This is a genomic window from Allobosea sp. FG18, assembly GCF_057809495.1.
The window spans coordinates 119,088-143,610 of sequence record NZ_JBMDKB010000008.1; the positions used below are offsets into that span (position 1 = coordinate 119,088).

Below are 24,523 nucleotides of genomic sequence, written 5' to 3' on the forward strand. Positions count from 1 at the left end.
AGTCTCAGCCCTTGGCCGGAGTCTTGATGTCAGCGCGGGCTTCCTTGAGATGGGTATAGCCGCCGACCACGCCTTCCTTCTCCCAGCGCTCGACCGAGAGCCGCGCGATCTCGTCCAGCGGCGTGAACTCGATATCGCCGAAATCGGCGAAGGTGCGCGAGGGATCGAGCAGGATCGAGGCGGCATCATCCGGGCCGAGCGGCTTCACCTCGGGCTCCGGATAGTCGTTGAGCTTCATCGCCTTCACGACGGCGTCATAGAGCTCCTTGATCGCCACGTCCTTGCCGGACGAGAAGTGATAGGTGCCGTTGCCCTTGCCGTTGGCGGCCTGAACGACGACCTTGGCGAGGTCGCCGGCGTAGCAGAAATCGCGGCGAGCCGGCGTGACGAAGCACTTCTTCCCCTCGGCGAGGCGGCCGTAGAAGATCGGCAGCGGGCCGGAGACGTTGCGCGGGCCGATGACGTTGGCGAGGCGGAAGGTCACCCAGTCGATACCGGAGAACTGCACATAGTGCTCGCCCGCGGTCTTGGAGATCGCATAGCTCGAGTTCACCGGATTGATCGGATGGTCCAAGGTGATCGGCTGCTGCAGCGGCTTGGTGCCGTAGCATAGGGCGGTCTGGAAATAGATCAGGCGCCCGACCTTGTGCAGCTTGCAGGCCTTGGCGATGTTGGCGCCGCCGACGGCATTGACCAGCGCATCGGTCTCCCAGTCCTCCGGATCCTTGTAGGAAGCGGCGGTGTGCACGACGACATCGGGCTTGAAGTCTGAGAAGAGCTGGTCGACCAGCTTCCAGTCGGTGATCGACCCCTCAACCTGAGTCAGATTCTCCTGGTCGAGCAGGTTGTCGCGCCGGCCGGTCGAGAAATTCTCGAGCGACATCACGGTGTCGCCCCGCGCCAGGAACATGTCCGCCGCTGTCGAGCCGACCTGGCCGGAGCCACCCGTAATGAAGACCTTCATCGTCTAATTCCCGTGAGTGCTGGAGTTACTGGGCCGCGACCTGAGCAGGCTCGACCTCGTCAAGCATGCGCCGATACGAAGCGGCACGATCATGGAATATCTGTTGCCAGAGTTCGAGGCTGAGCAGCCCCCAGGTCTTGCGCGAGAAGCGCTCGGCCTTGTCGAAATTGGCAAGGATCACGTCGGAGTTGAAGAACGCGCGGTGGCGATTCTTCTGCGTCGCGAAGATGTCGGCGACCATGTCCTTGAGCTCGCCCGAGAACCACTCCTTCAGCGGCACCGGGAAGCCCATCTTGTCACGTCGCTGCGCCAGTTCCTGCGGCAGGTCGCCGGAGAAGGTCGACTTGATGAAGTGCTTCATCTGGCCGCCCTTGAACTTGAGGTCCGCGGGGATGGTTGCGGCGAATTCGACGACGGAGTGGTCGAGCAGCGGCACGCGCGATTCAAGTCCATGCGCCATCGACATCCGGTCCTCGACCTGAAGCAGCGCAGGAAGGAGGCACTTGAAGTCGAAATGCGTCATCGAGTCGAAATAAGCTTCCTTCCTCACGTTCCGCTCGGAATTGAAAATGGCCTGGAAGCGCGTGAAGACGCCGGCCCGATCGAGCGCCGACCAGTCGACTTCATTCTCCATATCTGCGGAGCGGTCGATGAGACGGAAATAGCGCTCGTCGAGCGGGCCGAACAGACCCTTGGAGAAGAGCTGGCGGATCAGCGGCTTGTATTCCTGCAGAACCGTCAGATGCGGGATGATCGATTCCGGCGTCACGACGAAATTGCCGTTGCGCTGGGTCCCGTCGATCGAGGCTTTCAGCGCCTGCTCGAGATAGGCGATCAGGTAGCGGGCATAGCCGCCGAAAATCTCGTCACCGCCCTGGCCGCCGAGCACGACCTTGACGTGCCGCGCCGCCAGTTCCGAGACCATGTATTGCGGGAAGGAGCCCGGCCCACCGACCGGCGTGTCGAGATGATAGAGCACCTTCTCGATATTGTCGCGGAAATCGCTTGCCGTGATGTCGATCTGGTGCAGCTCGATGCCGCCATCCCGGCAGGCCGCCTCGGCATAGACGCTTTCGTCGTAGCCTTCGAATTCGGTGAACTTACCGTGGAAGCCGATGCGGCCGGAAGCCTCCTCGCGGCCGGCAAGGATGCCGATCAGGCTGGAATCGATGCCGCCCGAGATATAGGCCCCGACGGGCACGTCCGAGCGCAGATGCACCTTGATCGAATCCGACAGGCGGGTCCGCATCTCCTCGCCGAACCAGCGGGGCGTGTGGTCCCAGTCGATATCGTAATGGACATCCCAGTAGCGGAAGACCTTGACCTCGCCGTTCTCCACCGTCAGCGCATGGCCGGGGAGGAGGGTCTGAACGTGCTTGAAGAGCGTGTTCTCGCCGATCGTGTACTGGAAGGTCATGTATTCGGCGAGCGCGTCCGGATCGGTCGCGATCTCCGGCAGCACCGGCAGCAGCGCCTTCATCTCCGAGGCGAAATACAGCACCCCGTCGACGACGGCATAGTAGAACGGCTTGATGCCGAAGCGGTCGCGCGCCGCAAAGAAGCGGTCGCCGTCCCAGAGGGCGAAGGCGAACATGCCGCGCAGATGGCTCAGGCAGTCGACGCCCCATTTGGCGTAGGCGGCGAGCACGGTCTCGGTATCGGAAGAGGAGCGGAACGACCAGCCGGCCTTCAGCTCGTCCATCAGCTCGACATAGTTATAGATTTCGCCATTGAAGCTGATGACGGTGCCGCTATTGCCAACCATCGGCTGGTGGCCTGCAGGCGACAGGTCGATGATGGCCAGGCGGCGATGGGCGAGGCCGCAGACATCCGAAGGCGCGCGCCAGAAGCCATGGCCATCCGGGCCGCGATGCGCGATCAGCTGACTCATGGCGGCCAGAGCGCGGTCGAGCTTTGCAATAGGCTGGCGCGTCACCGAGACTGCACCTGCAATTCCACACATGGAAAACTTTCTGACTTATGGAGCCGTGAGCGACCGCCGCCAGGACGAGGCCGGCCATCCATTCCTTCGAACTCGAATACAGAGGCGCTCTGTAACAGGCCCCTGCGTTCTTGTCATGGCAGCCAGTTCCTAGGCCGCCCCACTACAGAGTTACCCCGGTCCGCTCGCCCCAGATCCCGAGATTGACGATCCGCCACAGCGTGAAATCGAGAGGCCGGTCGCCGTCCAACATCTCCCTGGTCAATGCGCGTACGCCATCCGCGTTCATCAACCCCGGATAGCGCGCGAGCGTCTTCTCGATCCCGTCCTCGACCAGGCCGCGCAAAGGTCCGCGGAACCAGATCTGCTCCGGCGTCGCGAAGCCGAGCTTGTCCCGCCGCTCACGAACGCTCTCGGGCAGGACATGAGCCATGCCGCGCCGCAGGACGCGCTTGGTATCGCCGCCAACGATCTTGTGGTCGTTCCCCAGCGCCAGGTCGAACTCGACCAGCGGATGATCGAGGAAGGGTACACGCGCTTCGATCGAATGAGCCATCGAATTGCGATCCTCCCAGTGCAACAGCATGGCGAGGTTGGAGCCATAGGTCATCGTCATGCAGAGCGTGCGCAAATCGGTGACCGGCGGCAGGCCGAGCTCGTCGCTGGCCAATTCGAGAGCAGTCCGCGGATTGCCCTGCTGGCGCAGCACATCAGTCCCCAGCCAGTCATGCTGAGTCAGCGCGCGATGCTGGCGCCGCAGCAGGCCACCAAGCCCGCGCGGCAGCAGCGGCACCAGATGATGCTTGATCTGATCGGCGACAGGCGTGCCGTGATAGCGGTTCCGCTCCAGAATGGTCGTGAGCAGTTGCTTGAACTGCCGACGCCGGGTCAGGTCGGCCATGTAGTAGGAAAAGCCGCCATGGTAGCCGGCAAGCTGCTCGTCGGCCCCCTGCCCGTCCAGCATCACCTTGACGCCGACGCGCCGCGCTTCCTCGAAGACACACCATTGCGCGAAGATCGAGGTCGAGCCGAAAGGCTCATCCTGATGCCAGGTGATGTCCGAGGCGCGCTGGAACACGTCATCGGCCTTCGGGAAGATGTAATGCGGCTCTGTATGGGCGTGCGCGACGACCGCATCCATGAACGGCTTCTCGTCGACGCTCTTCTCGGCATAGCAAGCCGAGACCGTGTTGACCTTCGCGCCGCCCGCCCCCGAGCCCATCATGCCGGACATCAGGCAAACGATGGACGATGAATCGAGGCCTCCCGACAGGCAGGAGCCGACGGGAACATCCGAGCGCAGATGCAATCGAACCGACTCGGTCAAAAGCTCGCGGAACCGCGCCGCAGCCTCGTCCTCGGACACGGAAATATCGCCGGCGGTCGCAGGATACCAACGACGCGATCGGGCTTCGATGGCTGTATCGCGGCTCGCATCGATCGTGACGCACTCGCCACCGCGGAGCTGAAACACGCCCTCGAACATCGTCTCCGCGGTATGGTCAGAGATGCCGGAAGCCAGGAAATCGTGGACGCGGGCGACATTCATCCGGCCCGACACACTTGGAAGACCCAAGAGCTGCTTGATCTCCGAACCGAAGGCGGCTCCGCGGGGCGTCGTCACCATGTATAGCGGCTTGATGCCGTACCGATCGCGGGCGGCGAAGAGCTTCTTGTCGCGATCATCCCATATCAGGAAAGCGAACATGCCACGCAGCCGCGGCAATGCCTCCTCGCCCCAGAGCATATAGGCGCGCAGAAGCACCTCGGAATCGGACTCGGAGACGAAAACCTCGCCCTTCGCCCGCATTTCCTCACGCAGCTCGATGTAATTGTAGATCTCGCCGTTGAAGACGAGCCAATAGCGGCGCGACGCGTCGCACATCGGCTGCAAACCGGCGTCCGAAACGTCGATGATAGCCAGACGACGATGACCGAGGGCGACGGGGCCCTTGGCGCTGGCATAGGTTTCCCAGCCACGCCCATCCGGGCCACGATGAGCGACGATATCAATCCGCTGCGGATCGGATTCGAAGCCGAGCGAGCCAAAAATGCCGCACATCCAAGAGCCTCATAAAAAGGGCCGGCGCCGCGACGGGAGCGAGCGAGCCTCTGGCGCGGCTTATAGTGATCCGTTTCCGATCGGTCGAGAGCGCAGGGCGGACGGCGCAGGGCTGCTGCTCTCAAAAGCCCAAGCGGATTCGGATTTTAGTGGCATTGTCGCGGGGCGTGGCGGCGCTTATCCCTCGTATGGAGAAGCGGATCCTCATCCGTCACCTGCCGGAAACGCCATGCCTGATACCGCATCGACCGACCGACGCCTCATCGGTACCTTCGATTACGTCGTGATCGGGGCGGGTTCGGCCGGTTGCGTCGTCGCTAACCGGCTGGCCGCCGATCCGCAGACCAAGGTCCTGGTGCTCGAAGCCGGCGGCATGGATGACTGGATCTGGTTCCACATCCCGGTCGGCTATCTCTTCGCCATCGGCAATCCCCGCGCCGACTGGCTGTTCCAGACCGAACCTCAGGCCGGGCTCGGCGGGCGGGCGCTGGCCTATCCGCGCGGCAAGGTCGTCGGCGGCTCCTCGGCCATCAACGCCATGGTCTATATGCGCGGCCAGGCCGCCGACTATGACGGCTGGCGCCAGCGTGGCCTCTCCGGCTGGGGCTGGGACGACGTGCTGCCCTATTTCCTGGAGCATGAGGACCATATGGCGCCGCCGCCCGGCGGGCTGCACAAGGCCGGCGGGGAATGGCGCGTCGAGCATCCGCGCGTGCGATGGGCGATCCTCGATGCGATCCGCGACGCAGCGGAAGCTGCCGGCATCGCCAAGATCCCGGATTTCAACACCGGCGACAATGAAGGCTCGTCCTATTTCCAGGTGAACCAGCGGCGCGGGCGGCGCCTGAGTGCCTATCGAGCCTTCCTGAAGCCCCTGCTCGAGCAGAAGGAGCGCCGCAATCTCCGGCTTGAGACGCGGGTCCATGTCGAGCGCATCGTCTTCGAGGATGGCCGGGCCAAGGCGGTCGAATTCACCCATGGGCTGGGCACGCCGAGCGAAGAGAAACTCCGGGTCGAGGTCGGCGGCGAGGTCGTGCTCTCGGCCGGCGCCGTCGCCTCCCCGCTCCTGCTCGAACGCTCAGGCATCGGCAGCGGGGTGCGGCTGCAGGGTCTGGGCATCGAGACCTTGGTCGATGCGCCTGGCGTCGGCGAGAATCTGCAGGACCATCTCCAGATCCGGCCGGTCTACAAGGTCCAGGGCGTCAAGACGCTGAACAGCGATTACGCCAAGCTCTGGCGCCGGCCGCTGATGGCGCTGGAATGGGCGGCCTTGCGTACGGGACCGCTGACCATGGCGCCCTCGCAGGTCGGCGCCTTCGCCAAATCTTCTCCGCATTATGCGACGGCGAACCTGCAATACCATTTCCAGCCGCTCTCGCTCGATAGCTGGGGCTCCGGCCTGCATCCGTTCGATGCCTTCACGGCCAGCGTCTGCAATCTCAGGCCGACGAGCCGCGGCAGCGTGCATCTGCGCTCGGCCGATCCGCGCGACAATCCCGTCATCTCGCCGAACTATTTCGACACGGAGGAGGACCGGCAGGTCGCTGTCGATGCGATGAAGCTGACGCGCCGGATCGTGGCCCAAGAGCCGCTCGCCCGCTTCCGGCCCGAAGAATACATGCCGGGCGAGGCCGCCCAGTCGGACGAAGCCCTGCTGGAGGCCGCCGCCAAGCTCGGCACCACGATCTTCCATCCTGTCGGCACGGCGCGGATGGGGAGCGACGACGATCCGGGCGCCGTGCTCGACGAGCGGCTCAGGGTGCGCGGCGTCTCGGGCCTGCGCGTCATCGACGCCTCGGTCATGCCCGCCATCACCTCCGGCAACACCGCCAACCCGACGATGATGATCGCCGAAAAGGGCGTGGCGATGCTGAAGGAGGATGCGCGCCGCTAAGACCGTGTTTTGAACGGCCTTGCGCGTGCAGCGAGGGGATCATGGATCACCTGCGGCATGGAATTGCCGCAAATCCGGGCTTATGAATCGTAGGGATGCCCGATAACCTTCCGCCCTCACCTGTACCCGAACGCGGCCCGCTGACGCGCGGATTGCTCGCGATCCTGCGCGCCGTCATCGCCGTCTTCATCATCCTCGACGAGCTGCTGCGCCCACTCTATCGGCCGCTGCTGCGCCGGCTTGCGGAATTGCGGGTCATGCGCCGGCTGGAAGAGGCCGTCGCCGTCTTGCCGCCGCCGCTCGTCCTGCTGGCGCTGGCGATCCCCTTCGCCATCGCCGAGCCGCTGAAGCTGTTCGGGCTGCTGCTGTTCGCGCGCGGGCAGTTCTGGGCCGGTCTGGTGGTGACCGCCTTCGCGCATCTGATGAGCTTCGTCTTCGTCGAGCGGATCTATCATGCCGGCCGCGAGAAGCTTCTGAGCTATCGCTGGTTCGCCTGGATCATGGGACAGATCGTGCGCGTGCGCGACAGCGTGCTCGGCTGGGTCCGAGCCACCGCCGCCTATGGCCTGGCGATGCGCACACGCGACGCCGTGCGCCACTGGTGGCGAACGATGCGGGCCTGAGCCTCAGGCCGAGCGGCCGCGTGCCAACAGCATGAGGGCGCCGGCTGCGAGCGCCGAGAAGGCGATCAGCAACAGCGTCGAGACCGTGACGCCGCCACGCTCCAGCGCGATGGCGAAGGCGAGTGGGGCCGTCGCCTTGATGACGAGGCCAGGCGCCGAGAGCTTGCCCATGGTCGCACCGAAGCCGACCGGACCGAAGAGCTGGAGCGGGACAGTGCCGCGCACGATCGAGCTCAGGCCCATGCTGATGCCGAAGGCGATGGCGAAGAGCCCGGCGACGATCGGCCAAGCTCCGCCGATCAGGAGCAGGACAAGACCGATCGGCATCAGCCAGGCCGAGACCCAGGCCGTGGTGACCGGAGAGACGCCGCGGCCGAACAGCATCTCGGCGAGGCGCCCGGCGACCTGAGACGGCCCGAGCATCGCACCGATTCCGACCGCGACGGCGGCGCTGAGGCCAAACCCCTGCAGCAGCGCCAGCATATGCACGGCCATGGCCGAGACGACGAAGCCCTGCAGCGATAAGGCCAGCGCCAGCAGCAGGAAGGCGCGGCGGCGGGTATCACCCGTGAGATAGGCCGTCTCCGGCTCCTGTGGGCTGGACGGGATGGCGGCACCGGTCTCGGCGACGACCGGTCGCTTCACCCGGCCGGGCAGGAAGAAAAGATGCAGGGGCAGGCAGACCAGGATCTGCGAAAGGCCGTAGAGCCGATAAACGCCGCGCCAGTCGAGAAACGCGAGCAGGCTCGACGTCAGCGGCCAGAACAGAGTCGAGGCGAAGCCGCCGATCAGGGTGAGCTGGCTGATGGCGCGGCGCGCCTGGCTACCGCGCGCCTGCGTCAGCGCTGCGAAGGCGGCGTCGTAGAACACGGCGGTTGTCACCGCCTGGACGGCGGCCATCGCGAGCGTATAGCTGACGATGCCGCGCGCCTCGGCCAGCGCGAAGAGCGAGAGGCCCGCCAGCCCGGAGCCGGTCGTCATCACCAGCCGGGTGCCGTAGCGATCGATAAGGCTGCCGGTGACGGGCGCAACCGCGCCACCCAGCAGAAGCCCGACCGCGAAACCGCCGAAGGTCCATTCCGGAGCCCAGCCGAAATCGGCGGTCATGCGCGGCGCCAGCACGGTGAAAGCGTAGAAGAGCGCGCCGTAGCCGAAGACCTGCGTGACACCGAGCGCAGGGATCAGCGACGGCCCGCCTGGCCGGACGAATCGCGGCAACGCCATGCCCACCCTGCCCCGGATCAGACGATCTGGTTGCGCAGGCCCGTTTCGCCGCGCGCCAGCCGATCCAGATTGTCGAGGAGGATATCGACGACATTGCCTTCGTAGGCGCGGGTTTCGCCGGCGCTATGCGGGGTGACGATAACCTGCGGCATGCGCCAGAACGGCGAGATCGGCGGCAAGGGCTCCTCATGGAAGCAATCGAGCCCTGCACCCGCGATGCTACTGTTACCGAGCGCATCGAGCAGGGCCATCTCGTCGACGACGCGGCCCCGCGCGACATTGATCAGGAAGGCGGAAGGCTTCATCGCGCCGAGGATGCGGGCATCGATCAGCCCTTCCGTCTCGGGCGTCAGCGGGCAGGTCAGGGCGACGAAATCGGCCCCGGCCACCACCTCGGCCAGCTTGTCCGGATGGACGACCGCCTCGACATGCGGCTGCGGCTCGGCGCTGCGGCGCACGCCGATGACGCGCATGTCGAAGGCGCTCGCGAGCTTCGCCAGCCTGAGGCCGATGCGACCGAGCCCGACAATGACCAGCGTCTTGCCGCCGAGCTCGTCCTCGCGCAGCGCGCGATCGCCGATCATCGGGCGCCAGACCTGCTTTACCTGATTGTCCCGCGCGAAATGGATCTGGCGGGTCAGCGCCAGGATCAGCGACATCGCATGTTCGGCGACCGCCCGCTCGTTGCCGCCCTGGGCGCTGGCGAGGCGAACGCCGGCTGCGCCGATCGCGGACTTGTCGAACTGGTCCGTGCCGGCGCTGATCGACTGGATGAAGCGCAGCTTCGGCAGGCGCGGCAGCAGGTCATTGCGCCACAGGCCGGAGACGACGAGCACATCGGCTTCCGGAGCGCGCTCGCGCAGTTCGTCGAGACTGCGGACCTCGAAGCTCTTCGCCGCACGGCTGCGCATCAGGAACTCGTCGCGGAGCTGATAGGCGGCGTGAGCGAAGCCAATCGTCAGGTCGCCTTCCGGCGGCAGGAATGCCATGCGTTGTCTCTCCCCGATTCCTTATACGGTCGACGTTAGCCGGCCCGCCGGCTCCTGTCCCCGCATCCGCCGCATGCAAGCTTCACGCTGACGGCGATGCTTCCGGGGCATCGAAGGTGAGCGCCGCGCGCAGACGCGACCATTCGGCCTCATCGCCCGGCAGGCCGAAGCGCAGCCGATCCGGCGCGTTCTGGAAGCGGCGGACATAGATGCCGTGCCGGCCGAGATGGGCAAAGAGCGCCGCGGCCCCGGGGGTTTCGAGCAGGCGGAACAGGGTGGTGCCGCCAATAATCCGGCCATGCGGCGCAAGCAGGGCGTCGAGGCGGGCAGCATCGCGCGCCCGCGCACTGCCAGTCTCGGCAAGCCAGGCAGCGTCCGACAAAGCCAGCGCACCGACATGGAGAGCGGGACCGGCAACGGACCAGGGTCCAAGCGCGGCCTTGAGCTTCGCCACCGGACCGGGCGCGCCGATGGCGAAACCTAGGCGCAGGCCGGCGAGACCATAGGTCTTGCCGAAGGAGCGCAGCACGATCGTGCCATCAGGCAAGTCCGGCACGATGCTGTCCTCGGGCGTGAAATCGGCGAAGGCTTCGTCGACGACGAGTAGCCCTCCGTTGGCGGCACAATGCGCCGCGAGACTTGTCAGTTCGGCCTGCGACAGCACGCGCCCGTCGGGATTGTTCGGATTGACCACGATAATGGTCGCTGCCGCCTCGGCGGGCGTCACGGTTTCGGTGACGGCGTAGCCAGCCTTGCGCCAGGCATGACCGTGCTCGGCATAGGTCGACCCGAGGATCGCGACCGGACCGGCGGATGCGAGGCGCGGCAGCAACTCGATCAGGATCTGCGTGCCGGGCGCCGCAACGATGTCTGCGTGAGACGGCACCCGATAGGCCGCACGGGCGGCGGCGATCAGTGCCGCCTCGTCATCGGCACCAGGCAAGCGCGTCCAGAGGCTTAACGGCAGCGCCGGAAGCGGATAGGGGATCGGATTGATCCCGGTGGAGAGATCGACCCAGGGCTGCGGCGCCTCCGGAAAGAGCGCGCGGGCCGTGGCGAGATCGCCGCCATGCCAGATACCGTCCTCAGCCACGACCTCGCCTGCGCCCCGCATGAACCTCTCCGCCAACCTGCCGCTGCTCGTGCTCGCGCTGACCATCGAGGCGGCATTCGGCTATCCCGAGCGCTTCTATGCCGCGATAGGCCATCCCGTCACCTGGATCGGCCGCTTGATCGGCATGTTCGATCGCGTGCTGAACCAAGAGACCGCCTCCTTCGTCAGGCGGAAGGCCATGGGGGTTCTGGCGCTGACGCTGCTGCTCGCCATCATCATCGCCCTGTCGGCGTTGATCCAGCGGCTGTGCCTCTCCTTCGGCCTCCTCGGCCTGATCCCGCTCGCCCTCCTTGCCTCGACCCTGATCGCGCAGCGCAGCCTGTACGAGCATGTCGCCCGCGTCGCCGAGGGACTGGAACGTGACGGGCTCGAGGGCGGACGGCGCGCCGTCTCGATGATCGTCGGCCGCAATCCGCAGACGCTGGACGAGGCCGGCGTCTCGCGCGCTGCCATCGAAAGCCTCGCGGAGAACTTTTCCGACGGCATCACCGCGCCGGCCTTCTGGCTCGGCGTCGGCGGATTGCCGGGCATCGCCGCCTACAAGGCGATCAACACCGCCGATTCGATGATCGGCCATCGCACGCCGCGTCATCTCGCCTTCGGCTGGGCGGCGGCGCGGCTCGACGATCTCGTCAACCTGCCGGCTTCGCGATTGACGGCGCTTCTGCTGGTCGTCTCGGCCGCGCTGGACCCGAAGGTGGACGCTGTTGGTGCCTGGCGAGCGTTGCGGCGCGATGCCGGCAAGCATCGCTCGCCCAATGCCGGATGGCCGGAAGCCGCCATGGCCGGGGCGCTGGGCCTCAGACTTGCCGGCCCGCGCGTCTATGGCGAGACCCGCGTCGAGGATCACTGGATGGGCGATGGCCGGGCCGAGGCCAATGCCGCCGATATCCGCCGGGCGCTCACCCTCTACAAGCGCTCCTGTACTCTGCTCTGGGCGTCTGCCGCGCTGCTGGCGGCCGTGACGCTGCTCTGAAGCCTCACTCTGACACGGGCACGGCCCGCCGCGCGATGGCCTGCAGATCGGCGCCCTGCGGCAGGGAGCCGAAATGGCCGGACCAGCCGCCCGCCAAGCGCGAGGCGACATAAGCGTCGGCGACCGCATGCGGCGCGTGACGGATCAAGAGCGAGGCCGACAGAGCCAGCGCCATGCGCTCGACGAAGCGGCGCGCCAGATGCTCATGCCTGAGCACATCGACGAGATCGGTTTCCAGCTCGGCGAGGAAGGCGTTGTAGCGCGGATCGCTGCCGCGGGCGGCACGCAATTCATCGAGCAAAGCCGGCACACAATCGGGATAGCGGCGGATCGAGCGGAGCACGTCGAGGCAGACGACATTGCCCGTGCCCTCCCAGATGCCGTTGAGCGGCGCCTCGCGATAGAGCCGCGCCATCAAGTGGTCCTCGATGAAGCCGTTGCCGCCATGGCATTCCAGCGCCTCGACCACGACCGGCGTGGCGCGCTTGCAGTTCCAGTATTTCGCGATCGGCGCGCCGATGCGGCCGATCAGCTTCTCGGCCTCGCTCCCGCCCTCGCGGTCGAGTGCATGGACGAAGCGGAAGGCGAGCCAGGCGGAGGCCTCGGCCTCCAGCGCGAGGTCGGCGATGACGTTCGTCATGATCGGCTGGTCGATCAGCGCCTTCTGGAAGGCACGGCGATGGGCGGTGTGATGCGCGGCCTGCGCCACCGCATGGCGCATCAATCCGGCCGAGCCTACGGCGAAATCGAGCCGCGTATAGTGGTTCATCTCCAGCCCGGCGCGAATGCCGTGACCGGGCTCGCCGATCAGATGGGCGATGACGCCGCGAAATTCGACCTCGGAGGATGCATTCGACTTGTTGCCGCACTTGTCCTTGAGGCGCTGGATCTGCAGGCGATTGCGCGAGCCGTCCGGGAGCCAGCCCGGCACGACGAAGCAGGACACGCCCTCCTCCGTGCGCGCCAGCGTCAGGAACACGTCGGAATGCGGGACGGAGAAGAACCATTTATGGCCAGTGAGGGAGTAAGTGCCGTCGGCATTGCGTGTCGCCACCGTCTGGGTCTGGCGCAGGTCCGAGCCGCCCTGTTTCTCGGTCATCGCCATGCCGACCGTGCCGCCACGCTTCTGCACCGCCGGCAGCGGACGCCCATCGTAGTCGGTGGAGGTGATCAATCGGCCGAACTCGGCCCAGCGCGCGGGATCGCGCTGCAGGACGGGGATCGCCGAATAGGTCATGCCGAGCGGGCAGCAGATGCCGTTCTCGCCCTGGTTCCAGAGATAGGACACCGCCGCCCGCGCCACCTGCGCGCCTTCGCGCGGTTTCGTCCAGCACAAGGAATGGAACTCGTCGCGCATCGCGAGCCCCATCAGTTCGTGCCAGGCCGGATGGAACTCGATCTGGTCGACGCGCCGACCCCAGCGGTCATGCGTGCGCAGTTCCGGCAAGCTGCGATTAGCCTGCCGCGCCAAGTCCTGCACGCGTTGAGAGCCGACATGGTGGCCTACCACGCTCGCCTGCTCGCTGAACCAGCCGGCGCCAAAGGCATCGAGGATCGAGCCGAGCGCCGGATCGGCGGCGAAGGCGTCATAATCCGCCAGCGCCGGCGCCTGATTCAGCACTTCATGGGTGTCGTAGCCGTAAGCGTCGAGCGCGGTCATGCGGCCTGTCCTTCTCGGGAAATCAGCGCGGCGATGGAGAGATCGGCAAGGGCGGCGGCGATCTCGCGGCCGCGCTCAGGTGTGATCGGGCGTTCCGGCGAGAGCGGGCCGATCAGCGCCTCCATGAAGCCGCCGACGATCATCGCGGCGGCGGCATCGGGGTCGACCGGGCGGAAGGCACCCAGCGCTCCGCCTTCGACGACGAGCGCACGGAAGATGCCGGCGATCTCGCGGCGATAATCGAGCCGCGTCGCATCGACGGCGGGGTCAGCGGGCTCGGCGATCATCGACCAGGCCAGGCGCCGATTGGCGAAGGCGCGGCGCGCGAAGGCCTCGACCGCTGCGGTCAGGCGCTCTGCGACGGGGGCGTCGCTCGCGGCGATCTCACGCAGCACGGCGAGCTCGCGCGACGACACGGCCGCGACGATCTCGGCCATCAGTTCGGCCTTCGAAGCGAAATAGGAATAGACGCTGCCGGTCGAGACGCCGCTGGCGGCAGCCACCGCGGCGATCGAGGTCTCATGGAAGCCGACTTCCGACACAATGCCGCGCGCGGCGGCGAGGATCGCCTCGCGCTTGCCGGCCTTGCGGGGTTGCTTCGATGCGCCGTCGGCCATGCTTGATCTCGAAATTGAATTTGAATTCAGATTCAATCTGAAGACTGGATCGATCACCGTCAAGTGGATGAGCCGGTCGAGGCGATCGCTCCACATCGAGGATGGCTTATCGCAACGGGAGGGGTGTTGGCCCGCGCCGGAGATACTTGGTCATCCCGGGCTTGACCCGGGATCCATGCCGGAACCTCTTTCGGGCAGGTTCCGGAATGGATCCCGGATCTCCGCTTCGCTGCGTCCGGGCTGACTCAATGCTGCCGAGGCACAGAGCGGGCTCTCAGAACTCGATGCCTTGCTGCGCCTTCACACCCGCAGCGAAATGATGCTTCACCAGCGTCATCTCAGTGACGAGATCGGCCGCCTCGATCAGCTCCGGCTTGGCGTTGCGGCCGGTGACGACGATGTGCAGGTCAGGCCTGCGGGCAGACAGCGTCGCGACAACCTCGGCGAGCGGCAGATAATCGTAGCGCAGGGCGATGTTGAGCTCGTCGAGCACCAGAAGCCTGATCTCCGGATCGGCCATCAATTCCCTGGCCTTTGCGAAGGCGCGTTCGGCCGCCGCGATGTCACGAGCCTTGTCCTGCGTCTCCCAGGTGAAGCCCTCGCCCATGCTGTGCCAGCTCACCTGATCGCCGAAGGCCTCCAACGCCCGACGCTCGCCGGTCGACCAGGCGCCCTTGATGAACTGCACCACGCCGATGCGCCAACCATGGCCGAGCGCGCGCAGGATCAGCCCGAAAGCTGCCGTCGACTTGCCCTTGCCGGGGCCGGTGTTGACGATCAGCAAGCCCTTCTCGAGCGTCTTGGAGGCAACTTCGGCGTCCTGCACCGCCTTGCGCTTCTCCATCTTGGCCTTGTGGCGGGCGGCGTCCTCGGTCTCCGTCATAGTTTAACCCGCATCATTTCACTCGCATCGGCAATCCGGCGACCATGAAGACCACGCTGGCCGCACGCGCCGCAAGCGCCTGATGGAGGCGTCCGGCTTCGTCGCGGAAGCGGCGGGCCAGCGCATTCTCCGGGACGATGCCGAGACCGACCTCGTTGCCGACCAGCACGAGCGGGGCGGAAACGCGTTCGCAGGCGGCGATCAGGGCCTCGCGTGCGGCGGCGGTGTCGCGCTCGGCGAGGATCAGGTTGGTCAGCCACAGCGTCAGGCAATCGACCAGGATCGGACGGCCCGTCGGCTGGGCGGCGATCGCGCCGGCCAGATCGAGCGGCGCATCGACCGTCTGCCATCCGTCGGGCCGGCGGGCGCGATGCTCGGCGATGCGCTCGCGCATCTCGTCGTCATAGGCCTGCGCGGTGGCGATATAGGTCCAGGGCGTCGGCAGCGCCTCGACCAGCGCCTCGGCATGGCGGCTCTTGCCGGAGCGGGCGCCGCCGAGGACGAGCGTGAGATGGGGGATCGGAAGAGACTGCATCGGCGGCTTGGTTTCGCTGGCCGTCATCCCGGGCGACCATAGGGAGACCCGGGATCCATGCCGGAACGCTTCCGGTAGAGGTTCAGGCATGGATCCCGGCTCTTCGCTGCGCTCCGGCCGGGATGACCGCATGTATGTGTCGGACCGTTCTTGCATTGCACAGCAACACGGCGATGGCTAATGATGATCCGTGACGGTGCCTCCGCGAGGAGGTGAAAAGGGAACGCGGTGCGAGACCGCGGCTGCCCCCGCAACTGTAAGCGGATGTCCTTCGCCATCGGCCACTGGAGCGCTCGCTCCGGGAAGGCGGCAAGGGGCGCGAAGTCCGCGAGCCAGGAGACCTGCCGTCAACCCGCAGAGATCCAACCGGCTGCCGGCGGGGCGGCCACGGAGAACGCTTATGAACACCGCTTCGGTTTCCACCCCTACACTCAGCGTTTCGGAACGCGTCAAGGCGGTTGCCGCCGCGCTCGTGATCGGCGTCGCGCTGATCTACACGACCGGCTTCGCGGCCTCGACCAATGTCCACAACGCCGCGCATGACAGCCGTCACGGCCTCGCCTTTCCCTGCCACTGAGGGAAAGCATCCATGGTCACGCGTGTTCTCACGGTCAGCATCCTGGCCGGGCTTCTGGCTGGCTTGATCGTCGCCGCCCTGCAGCATGTCACCACCACCCCGCTGATCCTCAAGGCCGAGACCTATGAGGCGGCACTCGCCCTGAAAGCGCCGACGCTGGCAACCTTCGACGGCGAGGCGAAGATCATCCACGCGCATGGACCGGCCGGCGACGCGCCCGGCCACGACCATGCCGAATGGAAGCCGCAGGACGGCTTCCAGCGCACGCTTTTCACCAGCGCCGTGACGATCGCGACCGCGATCGGCTTCGCGGGCTTGCTCCTCGCCGGCATGATCGCGGCCGGCGATACGATCGACCAGCGCAGCGCGCTCGTCTGGGGCGCCTGCGGCTTCCTCGCGCTCGGGCTCGCCCCGGCGATGGGGCTGGCTCCCGAGCTGCCGGGTGCAGCCTCGGCCGCGCTGGAGCAGCGCCAGGTCTGGTGGCTGTGGACCGCCATCGCCACCGCGGCCGGGCTCTTTGTGTTCCTGCGCTTCGAGCAGCCCTGGCTCAAGCTTGTGGCGATCGTCCTGATCCTGCTGCCGCATGTCGTCGGCGCCCCGCATCCGGCCGCGCCGGAGAGCAAGGTGCCGGCCGAGGTCGCCGCGCATTTCGCGTCGCTCTCGCTCGGCATCCAGGCCGCGCTCTGGCTCGCCACCGCCTTCATGGTCGGCGTGCTTTGGCCCCGGGCGAGCCGCCGGGCCGCGGAAGCCTGAGGACAAGCCATGTCCGAGGGTGACCTCACCATCCATGTCTGCACGGCCTGCCGCCGCGCCCGCGCCGATCTCCCGGAAGGTTACGACCAGCCGGGACTGGCGCTGGCCGAGCGGCTCACCGCACAGCTTAAAGCCAAGGGCAGCACGATCCCCGTGCTGCCCGTCGAATGCCTCGCCGTCTGCAAGCGGCCCTGCACCATCGCGCTCAGCGCCGACGGGAAATGGACCTATCTGATCGGCGATCTCGACACCGACACCCATCTCGACGAGATCGTCGGCGCCGCGGAGGCCTATGCCGCCAGCGCCAACGGCATCGTTCCCTGGAAAGAGCGGCCGCAGTCCTTCCGCAAGGGCGTGGTCGCGCGCGTGCCGCCTTTGCCGGCGCGCCAGCAAGGATGACATCATGAACGCTCCGCAGACCACCAACCTGGGCAAGACGTCACTCAGCAAGACCCCCTGCACGATCATCACCGGCTTCCTCGGCGCCGGGAAAACGACGCTGGTGCGCCATCTCCTCGAGAATGCGCAAGGCAAGAAGCTCGCAGTACTCGTCAACGAGTTCGGCGATCTCGGCTTCGACGGCGAATTCCTGAAGGGCTGCGGCATTGCCGGCTGCAGCGACGAGGACGTGGTCGAGCTGCCGAACGGCTGCATCTGCTGCACCGTCGCCGATGATTTCGTGCCCGCACTGGAAAAGCTTTTGAACCGGCCGAACCCGCCGGAGCACATCCTGATCGAGACCTCCGGCCTCGCTTTGCCGAAGCCGCTGGTGCAGGCGTTCAACTGGCCGGCGATCCGCTCGCGCGTGACCGTCGACGGCGTCATCGCCGTGGTCGACGGGCCGGCCGTGGCCGAGGGTCAGTTCGCCGATGATCCGGAGGCGCTCGCGGCGCAGACGGCAGCGGACGCCTCCGTCGATCACGACAACCCGCTGGAGGAGGTGTTCGAGGACCAGATCCTCTGCGCCGACCTGATCCTGCTCAACAAGAGCGACCTCGTCGACGAGGCCGGCCGCGCGCGGGTGAAAGCCGAGATCGCCGAGCATCTGCCGAAAGCGATCAAGATCGTCGAGACCGCCCATGGCAAGGTCGAGCCGGCGCTGATCGTCGGCCTCGGCGCTGCCGCCGAAAGCGACCTCGCCGCCCGCCCCTCGCATCATGGCGAAGGCGAGCACGATCACGACCATGACGATTTCGACTCGGTCGCCGTGCCGCTGCCGGCCGGCCTCTCGCCGGAGGAGCTCACGGCGCGCGTCGCCAAGGCGGCCGAGGCCGAGGGCGTGCTGCGCCTCAAGGGCTTCACCGCCGTTCCGGGCAAGCCGATGCGTCTGGTCGTACAGGGCGTCGGCCGGCGCCTCAGTCATCATTTCGACCGGGCCTGGAGCGCGAGCGAACCGCGCGACGGGCGCCTCACCGTGATCGGCCTCAAGGGCTTCGATCTCAAGGCCGTGGAAGCGGCTCTCGCGGGGGCGTAGCATCGACCGATGCATCTTCTCCCGACCAGCGAGATCAGGCTCGACGACGGCGAGGACGCCGTCGATCTCGCCCTGCCGCCGGGAGACGTGCTCGTGCTGTCCTTCACCGACAGCGACCTTTCGGCGCTGGCGGTGGCGGCAGGTGACAGCAAGCTGTCGGTGCGGCTCGCGCCGCTCCGGCGGTTGAGGCACCCGCTCTCGGCCGATTTCCTGATCGAGAAAACGGCGGCGCAATCCCGCTTTATACTGCTGCGTTGCCTCGGCGGGCTCGACTACTGGCGCTACGGCATCGAGCAGCTCGGCATCGCCTGCCGCGAGCGCGGCATCCCGCTCGCGATCCTGCCCGGTGACGAGCGCGACGATCCGAGGCTCGGCGAACATGCGACGGTGCCGGCGGAATTCGCAGGCGAGCTGCTGGCCTATTTTCAGGCCGGTGGCGGCGCCGAGAACATGCGGCGGCTGCTGCGGCGGGTTTCCGATTATGTGACGGAGGTTCAACCCTCATCCGACCCGGCTTCGCCGGGCCACCTTCTCCCCCCAGGGGAGAAGGAAGCGACGGATATCACATCGTCCTTCTCCCCTCGGGGGAGAAGGTGCCGGCAGGCGGATGAGGGCCGGCACGACGCCTCCGACCTAGCTCCCGTCCCGCTGCCATCGTTCTTCGCGCTCGGCAGAGACGGCACCCCCCTGCCATGGCGCGAGGCACTCGCCGCCCTGCCCCCCGATCGCGCGCTCGTCCCGGTCCTGCTCTATCGCTCCGGCGTTGCAGCCGGGGACACCGCCATGGGCGAGGCGATTGCCACGACGCTGGCGGCGCGCGGCCTCGCGCCCCTGCCGTTGGCGCTGACCAGCCTGAAGGACCCCGCCGTCACCGCCGAACTTGCAGCGCTGATCGCGACGCGCAAGCCGGCGCTGATCATCACCACCACCGCCTTCTCCGCCCGCGAAGGTGCGGATTTCGTGCTCGACGGCGCGGATTGCCCGATCCTGCAGGCGATTCCTGTCAGCAGCCCCCGCGAGGCCTGGGAGGCATCGCCGCGCGGGCTATCGGCCGCCGATCTCGCCATGCAGGTGGCACTGCCGGAATTCGACGGGCGCATCGGGGCGATCCCCGTCGCCTTCAAGGCGGAAGCGACCGATCCGGCAACCGGGCTTTCCATCCGCCGGCTGATGCCCGCTCCTGAGGGGGTCGCCGCACTGGCCGATCTGGCGAAGGGCTGGATTGCGCTGGCAGGGAAGCCTGCCGCCGAGCGAAAACTGGCGCTGGTGATGTCGGATTATCCCGCGCGCGGCGGACGGGCCGGCTTCGCCGTCGGGCTCGACACGCCGACGAGCGTGACGGCGATCCGGGAATTGCTGGCAGGAGCGGGGTATGAGGTCGGCTCTACCACCTCCGCCGTCATCCCGGGCTTGACCCGGGATCCATGCCAGAGCGCTTCCAATCAAAGTTCAGGCATGGATCCCGGATCGGCGCCGCTGACGCGGCTTGTCCGGGATGACGGCGCAGATGTGGATGAGAGCGCGCGGCTCATGGCCGCTCTCACCGGCGGCTCGGCCGATCTGAGCATTCCCCTCGCAACCTATCGCAACTGGCTTGCCGCCATTCCTGCCGCAGCCTGTGAGCGCCTTCATGCCGCCCACGGCAAGCCCGAAGCCGACCCCGCCTGCCACGGCGGCGCCTTCCATTTCCGCACCGTCCGCTTCGGCAACCTCACCGTCGCCCTGCAGCCGCCGCGCGATGCGACGCCAGACCGCAAGGCTGTTTATCACGACCCCGACGCGCCGCCGGGCCACGCTTATCTCGCCTTCTATCTCGCACTGCGCCAATCCGAGACCGCCGACGCGCTGATCCATCTCGGCACGCACGGCACCACCGAATGGCTGCCGGGTAAGGCGGTCGCGCTTTCAGGCGGCTGCTGGCCGCGCCTCGCTGTCGGCGGGCTGCCGGTGATCTACCCCTATGTCGTCGACGATCCCGGCGAGGCGGCGCCGGCAAAAAGGCGGCTCTCGGCCGTCACGCTCGGCCATCTGCCACCACCGCTGGCCGAGGCGGAGGCCGCCGGCGAGACCGCGCTCCTGCGCGATCTCGTCGAGGAGTTCTCGCAGGCGCAGGTGCTCGATCCGCGCCGCGCCGATATCGTCGCCGGCGAAATCCGGGCGCGGGCCGAGGCGGGCGGGCTCGCCGCCTCCTGCGGCGTCACCGATGATACCGAGATGAACGAGGCGCTGACGCTTCTCGACGCCCATCTCTGCGACATCGCCGAACTGCCCTTCCGCGACGGCCTGCATATCTTCGGGCGCTCGGAGATCGACCCTGCCTCCGCCCGCAACGAGCGCGAAAACCTGCTCGCCGCTCTCGACGGCCGCTTCGTCCCGCCCGGCCCGGCCGGCTCGCCGCATCGCGGCCGCCCCGATGTGCTGCCGACCGGACGCAATCTCTCGACGCTCGACCCTCGCGCGATCCCGACGCGCGCGGCCGCAAGGCTCGGCAGGTTGGCAGCCCAGGCCGTCGTCTCGCGCCATCTCCAGGATCATGGCGACTATCCGCGCCGGATCGTCATGGACCTCTGGGCCTCGCCAACCCTGCGCTCGGGTGGCGAGGATATCGCGCATGCTCTCGCGCTGATGGGCGTCGAGCCGCTCTGGGACAATGCCTCGACCCGCGTCACGGGCTTCAGCATCGTCCCGCAGCCGAAGCTCGCCTATCCGCGCCTCGACGTGACCGTGCGCATCTCCGGCACCTTCCGCGATACGTTTCCGGGGCAGATCGCGCTGCTCGACCAGGCCGCGCGGGCCGTGGCCACGCTGGACGAGGCGGACGAGTGGAACGAGCCCGCCGCCGCTTATCGCCGGGGCGAGTCTGGCGCGCGCATCTTCGGCGCCGCGCCCGGCCGCTATGGCGCGGCGATGGCGGACCGCGCCCTTGATGGCGACTGGACCCACCGCGAGGAATTGGGTGCGGCCTATCTCGCGGCGTCAGACCATGCCTATGGCGGGGCGGAGGGCGTGGGCGCCGCCGATGCCGGCTTCACCGAGCGCATCCGCGCCTCCGACGCCTTCATCCATGTCAGCGACACGGCGGGGCGCGACATCCTCGAAGCGAGCAGCGCCGCCGACGTGATCGGTGGGCTTGCGGCGGCGGCGAAAGCGCTCGGTGCCGACCCCGCGCTCTACAGCCTCGACAGCTCGAACCCGGAAGCGCCGAAGGCGCGTACGCTGGCACAGGACATCGCCCGGATCGTCCATGGCCGGTTGACGCATCCGCGCTGGATCGCGTCGCAACTCGCCCATGGCTGGCGCGGTGCGGCGGAGCTGGCCGAGGCGGTGGATACCCTCTTCGTCTTCGCCGCCAGCACCGATGCCGTCGCCGACGGGCTGTTCGATTCCGTCTTCCAGGCCTATTGCGCCGATCCGCAGGTCTGGACCGCGCTCGAAGCCGCCAATGCGCCCGCTGCCGCCTCGATCCGTTCGCGATTGGCGGAAGCCGCACGACGCGGGCTCTGGACCAGCCGCCGCAACTCGGTCGGCGCCTTCCTAGCACGGGACGCGGCGGAATGAGCGCGCGGTCACAGGAAACGTTGCGGCGCGGCTGGTGCCCGAGCACGCTCAAGCCGATGGAGACCGGCGACGGCTGGCTGGTGCGACTGCATCCACCGGGCGCGAAGCTGGCACCAGCGCAATTGCGGCGGATCGCGGCGCTGGCAGTAGAGCATGGCAACGGGCTGATCGAGATTTCTGCCCGCGCCAATCTGCAGATCCGCGGCGTGACGATCGAAAGTCATCCGACGCTGATCGAGCGCCTGCTGGGGGAACATCTCGTCGACGAGCACGAGGGCGACGGGCCGCAACGTGTGACACTGGTCTCGCCGCTGGCCGGACGGGACCCGACCGGCCTGATCGACGCCGCCGCACTGGCCGCACAGATCGAGCAACGCGCCCGTACCGTACCCGGCCTGCCGGCCAAGCTCGGCGTCGTCGTGGACGATGGCGGTGCGCAGGCCCTCGATGATTTCTCCGGCGATATCCGGCTGGTTGGGATGGACGCCAAGAGCGCAGCCTTGTGCCTCGCCGATCGTCTCTGGCTCGGCCCTATCCCGGTCACCGAAGCCGTGCCGACCGTGGCCGCGATCCTGCGTGACTTTGCAGCGCTGCGAGCCGCCGCGCCGGATCAGATCCGCCGCCTGCGTGACCTGTCGCCCGAAGCCTTGGCGAGCCTGAGCGCCCTGCCCGAAGCCGCCGCTCCGGCGCCACGGATGCCGCCCCGACGCGCCGGGCTGTTTGCTCTGGAGGGCGATCGTTTCGCCGCGCTCGTCGGCCTGCCCTTCGGCCGCTGCGATGCGGAGACACTCGACAGGCTCGGTGCGGCCCAGGCAAAGGCCGACATCCGGCTTTCGCCCTGGCGCGGGCTGACCTTCCGCGATCTCGACCGCACCGGAGCAGAGGCGCTGCTGCGGCTGGCCGGCGATCTCGGCCTCATCACGCAGGACGACGACCCCCGCCTCTCGGTGCAGGCTTGCGCCGGCAGCCCCGCCTGTTCGCGCGCCGAGGCGCCGACCATGGCGGATGCAGCCAGGCTCGCCGACGCTGCCGCCGATCTGCTCGCGCAGGGTGTGACGCTGCATGTCTCCGGCTGCGTCAAGGCCTGTGCTCATCCGGCAGCGGCCGATCTCACGCTGGTGGGGCGAGACGGGCGCTACGACGTCGTGCCGGGCGGGACGACGCGGGACAAGCCGGTCGCGACGCTTGACCTTTCGGCGCTGCTCACGCGATTGCAGCCCGGACAAGACATTCACGCGCGGCTGGCCAAGGCCCTGCGCACGACGGGATCGCAGGGTTGAGCAAGGCATACGACTACATCCAGGACGGCGCGGCGATCTATGAGCGCTCCTTCGCCATCATCCGCGCCGAGGCTGACTTGACCCGGTTCAGCGGCGCGGCCGAGCGCATCGTCGTCCGCATGATCCATGCCTGCGGCATGACCGACCTGCCCAGGGATGTCGAGATGTCCGCCGGTTTCGCGGAGGTTGCGCAGGCCGCGCTCAGGAGCGGCGCGCCGATCCTCTGCGATGCCAAGATGGTCGCCAATGGCGTGACCCGCGCCCGCCTGCCGGCGAACAACGAGGTTCTCTGCACGCTGGACGATCCGCAGGTTCCGGCGCTCGCCGCTCAGATGGGTACGACCCGCTCCGCCGCCGCGATGGAGCTCTGGAAGCCCCGGCTCGCCGGCTCGGTCGTCGTGATCGGCAATGCGCCGACCTCGCTCTTCCGCCTGCTCGAAATGCTCGATGCCGGCGCGCCGCAGCCGGCGGCCGTGATCGGCATCCCCGTCGGCTTCGTCGGCGCGGCGGAATCAAAGGACGCGCTCGCGAAGGACGGGCGCGTGCCCTTCGTCGTCGTGCATGGACGGCGCGGCGGCTCGGCCATGGCGGCGGCGGCCGTCAACGCGCTGGCGCAGGACAAGGAATAAGCCATGAGTGGGACGAACAGGACCCTGCTCTACGGCGTCGGGCTCGGGCCCGGCGCGCCGGACCTGATGACAGTCAGGGCGCGGGAGATCATCACCACGGCCGACCGGCTGGTGCATTTCTGCAAGCGCGGCCGACGCGGCAATGCCCGCAGCACGGCGGACGCGATCATCGCGCCCGATCCCGCCCGCGAGATCGAGCTTGCCTTCCCGGTGACGATCGAGGCCAGCGTCGGCGAGCCCGACTACGACCGCCCGATCGCGGCTTTCTACGAGGAGGCGGCCGAGCGACTTGCCGCCGAGATGCAGGCCGGGCGGACGCTTGCCGTGCTCTGCGACGGCGATCCGTTCTTCTACGGCTCCTTCATGCATCTGTGGCGGCGGCTCAGCCACCGCTTTCCGACCGAGGTGGTGCCCGGCGTCACCGGCATGACCGGCGCCTGGGGCGAGGCCGGCGCGCCGATCACCTGGGGCGACGACGTCATGACCGTGCTGCCAGGCACGCTGCCGGAAGCCGAGCTGGCGCGGCGCCTCGCCGATACCGATGCCGCCGTCATCATGAAGCTCGGCCGCAACCTGCCGAAGGTGCGCCGCGCGCTTGTCGCTGCCGGGCTGGAAGGGCGCGCGATCTATGTCGAGCGCGCGACGATGGCACGACAGGTGGTGGCGCGCCTTGCCGACAAGAGCGATGACGAGGCGCCTTATTTCGCGATGGTGCTGGTGCCCGGCGAAGGGCGGCGCCTGTGAAGGCACTCCCGTCTCTTTTTCCACC

At 67.5% G+C, this 24,523-nt stretch carries 21 protein-coding genes and 1 riboswitch; of the genes, 11 read left to right on the forward strand and 10 right to left on the reverse strand.

Annotated elements, in window-relative coordinates; genetic code table 11:
• Window positions 1-4: 4 nt before the first annotated feature.
• The 3 genes from ACODTJ_RS11245 to asnB (ACODTJ_RS11255) form a co-directional block, all read right to left on the reverse strand.
• Entirely contained in the window at window positions 5-964 is a 960-nt protein-coding gene (locus ACODTJ_RS11245) for an NAD-dependent epimerase/dehydratase family protein (RefSeq protein ID WP_488848828.1), read from the reverse strand.
• A 25-nt stretch (window positions 965-989) separates the two neighbouring features.
• The gene (asnB, locus tag ACODTJ_RS11250; protein ID WP_488848830.1) at window positions 990-2,927 is read right to left on the reverse strand and encodes an asparagine synthase (glutamine-hydrolyzing); all 1,938 of its coding nucleotides are present in this window, start codon (window positions 2,925-2,927) and stop codon (window positions 990-992) included.
• A 142-nt stretch (window positions 2,928-3,069) separates the two neighbouring features.
• Window positions 3,070-4,968, reverse strand: coding sequence for an asparagine synthase (glutamine-hydrolyzing) (gene asnB, locus ACODTJ_RS11255; protein ID WP_488848832.1), 1,899 nt, complete (start codon window positions 4,966-4,968; stop codon window positions 3,070-3,072).
• Window positions 4,969-5,197: 229 nt separating this feature from the next.
• On the opposite strand from asnB (ACODTJ_RS11255), the gene ACODTJ_RS11260 reads away from it, so the two are divergent.
• Both ACODTJ_RS11260 and ACODTJ_RS11265 read left to right on the forward strand, forming a co-directional pair.
• Window positions 5,198-6,862 carry a GMC family oxidoreductase gene (locus ACODTJ_RS11260; RefSeq protein ID WP_488848834.1) on the forward strand — a complete coding sequence of 555 codons (1,665 nt, stop codon included), beginning with the start codon at window positions 5,198-5,200 and terminating at the stop codon, window positions 6,860-6,862.
• Between the two features lie 95 nt (window positions 6,863-6,957).
• Window positions 6,958-7,485, forward strand: a complete 528-nt coding sequence (locus tag ACODTJ_RS11265; protein WP_488848836.1) for a hypothetical protein — start codon at window positions 6,958-6,960, stop codon at window positions 7,483-7,485.
• Window positions 7,486-7,488: 3 nt separating this feature from the next.
• On the opposite strand, the gene ACODTJ_RS11270 is transcribed toward ACODTJ_RS11265, so the two are convergent.
• The 3 genes from ACODTJ_RS11270 to cobD form a co-directional block, all read right to left on the reverse strand.
• A complete protein-coding gene (locus ACODTJ_RS11270) occupies window positions 7,489-8,709 on the reverse strand; it encodes an MFS transporter (RefSeq protein ID WP_488848838.1) in 1,221 nt (406 codons plus the stop codon).
• A gap of 17 nt (window positions 8,710-8,726) precedes the next feature.
• Window positions 8,727-9,698, reverse strand: coding sequence for a D-2-hydroxyacid dehydrogenase (locus ACODTJ_RS11275; RefSeq protein WP_454658519.1), 972 nt, complete (start codon window positions 9,696-9,698; stop codon window positions 8,727-8,729).
• A gap of 82 nt (window positions 9,699-9,780) precedes the next feature.
• Complete coding sequence (gene cobD, locus ACODTJ_RS11280; RefSeq protein ID WP_454658520.1) at window positions 9,781-10,812, reverse strand: threonine-phosphate decarboxylase CobD; 1,032 nt, start codon at window positions 10,810-10,812, stop codon at window positions 9,781-9,783.
• On the opposite strand from cobD, the gene cbiB reads away from it, so the two are divergent.
• Window positions 10,811-11,788 carry an adenosylcobinamide-phosphate synthase CbiB gene (gene cbiB / locus ACODTJ_RS11285; RefSeq protein WP_454658521.1) on the forward strand — a complete coding sequence of 326 codons (978 nt, stop codon included), beginning with the start codon at window positions 10,811-10,813 and terminating at the stop codon, window positions 11,786-11,788. The two genes, cobD and cbiB, sit on opposite strands and share 2 nt — an antisense overlap.
• Before the next feature lie 4 nt (window positions 11,789-11,792).
• Here cbiB and ACODTJ_RS11290 read toward each other — a convergent pair whose 3' ends face one another.
• The 4 genes from ACODTJ_RS11290 to cobU form a co-directional block, all read right to left on the reverse strand.
• Window positions 11,793-13,448: an acyl-CoA dehydrogenase family protein gene (locus ACODTJ_RS11290; RefSeq protein ID WP_454658522.1), complete on the reverse strand. Its 1,656-nt coding sequence runs from the start codon at window positions 13,446-13,448 to the stop codon at window positions 11,793-11,795.
• Window positions 13,445-14,065, reverse strand: a complete 621-nt coding sequence (locus ACODTJ_RS11295; RefSeq protein ID WP_454658523.1) for a TetR/AcrR family transcriptional regulator — start codon at window positions 14,063-14,065, stop codon at window positions 13,445-13,447. The genes ACODTJ_RS11290 and ACODTJ_RS11295 overlap by 4 nt, the downstream gene beginning before the upstream one ends.
• 274 nt (window positions 14,066-14,339) lie before the next feature.
• The gene (gene cobO / locus ACODTJ_RS11300) at window positions 14,340-14,948 is read right to left on the reverse strand and encodes a cob(I)yrinic acid a,c-diamide adenosyltransferase (RefSeq protein ID WP_454658524.1); all 609 of its coding nucleotides are present in this window, start codon (window positions 14,946-14,948) and stop codon (window positions 14,340-14,342) included.
• 13 nt (window positions 14,949-14,961) lie between these two features.
• Window positions 14,962-15,510, reverse strand: a complete 549-nt coding sequence (gene cobU, locus ACODTJ_RS11305; RefSeq protein WP_454658525.1) for a bifunctional adenosylcobinamide kinase/adenosylcobinamide-phosphate guanylyltransferase — start codon at window positions 15,508-15,510, stop codon at window positions 14,962-14,964.
• Window positions 15,511-15,660: 150 nt separating this feature from the next.
• Window positions 15,661-15,846: riboswitch (cobalamin riboswitch) on the forward strand.
• Window positions 15,847-15,883: 37 nt separating this feature from the next.
• Here cobU and ACODTJ_RS11310 point away from each other — a divergent pair.
• Genes ACODTJ_RS11310 through ACODTJ_RS11345 form a run of 8 tightly spaced genes read left to right on the forward strand, consistent with a single transcriptional unit; the run spans window position 15,884 to window position 24,498 of the window.
• Window positions 15,884-16,060 carry a CbtB domain-containing protein gene (locus ACODTJ_RS11310; protein ID WP_454658526.1) on the forward strand — a complete coding sequence of 59 codons (177 nt, stop codon included), beginning with the start codon at window positions 15,884-15,886 and terminating at the stop codon, window positions 16,058-16,060.
• A 12-nt stretch (window positions 16,061-16,072) separates the two neighbouring features.
• Window positions 16,073-16,813 carry a CbtA family protein gene (locus tag ACODTJ_RS11315; RefSeq protein ID WP_454658527.1) on the forward strand — a complete coding sequence of 247 codons (741 nt, stop codon included), beginning with the start codon at window positions 16,073-16,075 and terminating at the stop codon, window positions 16,811-16,813.
• A 9-nt stretch (window positions 16,814-16,822) separates the two neighbouring features.
• On the forward strand, window positions 16,823-17,212 hold the full coding sequence (locus ACODTJ_RS11320) for a DUF1636 family protein (RefSeq protein WP_454658528.1): 390 nt from the start codon (window positions 16,823-16,825) through the stop codon (window positions 17,210-17,212).
• A 4-nt stretch (window positions 17,213-17,216) separates the two neighbouring features.
• On the forward strand, window positions 17,217-18,287 hold the full coding sequence (cobW, locus tag ACODTJ_RS11325) for a cobalamin biosynthesis protein CobW (protein WP_454658529.1): 1,071 nt from the start codon (window positions 17,217-17,219) through the stop codon (window positions 18,285-18,287).
• Window positions 18,288-18,296: 9 nt separating this feature from the next.
• On the forward strand, window positions 18,297-21,845 hold the full coding sequence (cobN, locus tag ACODTJ_RS11330; protein WP_454658530.1) for a cobaltochelatase subunit CobN: 3,549 nt from the start codon (window positions 18,297-18,299) through the stop codon (window positions 21,843-21,845).
• Window positions 21,842-23,125 (forward strand): precorrin-3B synthase, encoded by a 1,284-nt coding sequence (gene cobG, locus ACODTJ_RS11335; protein WP_454658531.1) that lies wholly within the window; start codon window positions 21,842-21,844, stop codon window positions 23,123-23,125. Before cobN ends, cobG begins: the two co-directional genes overlap by 4 nt.
• The gene (locus ACODTJ_RS11340; protein WP_454658532.1) at window positions 23,122-23,754 is read left to right on the forward strand and encodes a precorrin-8X methylmutase; all 633 of its coding nucleotides are present in this window, start codon (window positions 23,122-23,124) and stop codon (window positions 23,752-23,754) included. Before cobG ends, ACODTJ_RS11340 begins: the two co-directional genes overlap by 4 nt.
• Before the next feature lie 3 nt (window positions 23,755-23,757).
• Window positions 23,758-24,498, forward strand: a complete 741-nt coding sequence (locus tag ACODTJ_RS11345; protein ID WP_454658533.1) for a precorrin-2 C(20)-methyltransferase — start codon at window positions 23,758-23,760, stop codon at window positions 24,496-24,498.
• Window positions 24,499-24,523 lie beyond the last annotated feature (25 nt).